Genomic DNA, 1,626 nt, shown 5'->3' on the forward strand with positions numbered 1-1,626 from the left:
CCTGAACCCGTCGAACCTGCAACGAGTAGGTGGGGCATCTTGGAAAGGTCAAAGGTGCGAGCAGTTCCATTGACAGCCTTACCTAGAGGAATTTCTAAAAGATTTTCTGGTTTAGTCTGAGACTGTTCCCAGAGTTCACGGAAGGAAACGGTCGCAATCTCAGAGTTGGGTACTTCAATTCCGACTAAGGATTTACCAGGGATCGGAGCCTCAATCCGAACATCCTTGGCCGCCAGAGCCAGCGCTAAGTCGTCTGCCAAATTGGAAATGCGGTTAACCCGTACACCAACTGCTGGTTTGACTTCATACTTGGTTACTGATGGTCCAATTTCAGCTCGTTCAACCGTCACCTTGATACCAAAGCTGGCAAAGGTTTCTTCTAGGATTTTGATATTTTCTCGAACAATCTTCTTTTCCTTGGACTGGTCTTTGGGTTTATCTGGCGCAAAGAGTTGCAAGCTTGGCAGTTTGTATTCAAGGGCTTCCTTGGCAGAAAAATCAACCTGCACCTCTTCATCTTCAAAGTCTTCCTCGTCTGGAACCTCAAAGTCAGCTTGAGGAAGGATAATCTCCGGTTCGATCCATTCTTCCTCAGGAATTGGGGGGAAATCGTAGTCTAGTACCTCTGATAAGATTTCTCCCGTTTCAGGATCTACAGGAGGAAGCGGTAATGCATCCTGTTCTTCTTGTTCTCTCTGAATTCTGGCAGCTTCTTCAGCTTCTTGACGAACCTTCTCTTCTTCTCTCTTGATAAAGCGTTCCTGTTTTCTCTGTTCCTGTTTTTCCATGAAGGATCTGAACTGAGCTCCAATAAAGGCTGCGACATCATAAATAGACCAAGGACTAACCAAGAGTGCCCCAACTAGAATCAAGAGAACTCCAATAAAGTACGATCCGATATTGGAGAATAGAAAGGATATGGGAATATAGAGCCCAACACCAATCAAACCTCCACCAGCGAAGCTAGTCACCCGCATACCAGTCAGGTCCGTCATAACTTGAGACAGGGTCCCTTTTAGAACTGACTGCTCCAAACCAAATTTCCAGACAAGATAGGCCTCAAAAATTAAGAGTAAGCCAGCAAAGATACAGAGAAATCCTGACAGAAGTCCCTCTTTCTTGCGTATCCATTTAAAAAGGAAAAGATAGATGAGGAGGGCACCTATAGCCACGTAGGCCAAACTTCCGACCACCAGTCGAATGAGATTGTAAAGAGTGACACCTGCCGCACCGAGTTTGAGGGCTGCAATAATCAACAATAAGGCAATCCCTAAGGAAATCAACATCCTCTGGATAGCCTGTTTTCTTTCGAGTTCTGCTTTAGACGGTCTCCGTCTTGTTTTACTAGTATTCTTGTTTGCCATTCTTTTATTATACCATATTTCACAGCCATTTCGGAAAAGGTCCATATTCTTCTTGAATAGTTCGGTATTAAGAGATTAAAATAAAATTTTCTTATCCATGGTTTCCATCACTAAGCAATTTCAGAACATCTTGTGGCTAGCTTTTACAATCTACCTGACTGTTCATCAGAAAAAGAAGATATACAAAATTTTGAAATTTTGATATAATAAAACCATCAAAAAGCAAAGGAATGATTGGTATGAACGCAATCACAGCTCACAG

1 protein-coding gene is annotated in these 1,626 nt (G+C 43.0%); it reads right to left on the reverse strand.

Annotation, left to right across the window (positions count from 1 at the left end; translation table 11 throughout):
* On the reverse strand, positions 1-1,364 hold a 1,364-nt coding region (locus SORDD16_RS11865), incomplete at its 3' end, for a DNA translocase FtsK (RefSeq protein ID WP_277730478.1).
* Positions 1,365-1,626 lie beyond the last annotated feature (262 nt).

Origin of the sequence: Streptococcus oralis, from assembly GCF_001578945.1 — a bacterium.
Classification (GTDB): domain Bacteria; phylum Bacillota; class Bacilli; order Lactobacillales; family Streptococcaceae; genus Streptococcus; species Streptococcus oralis_Q.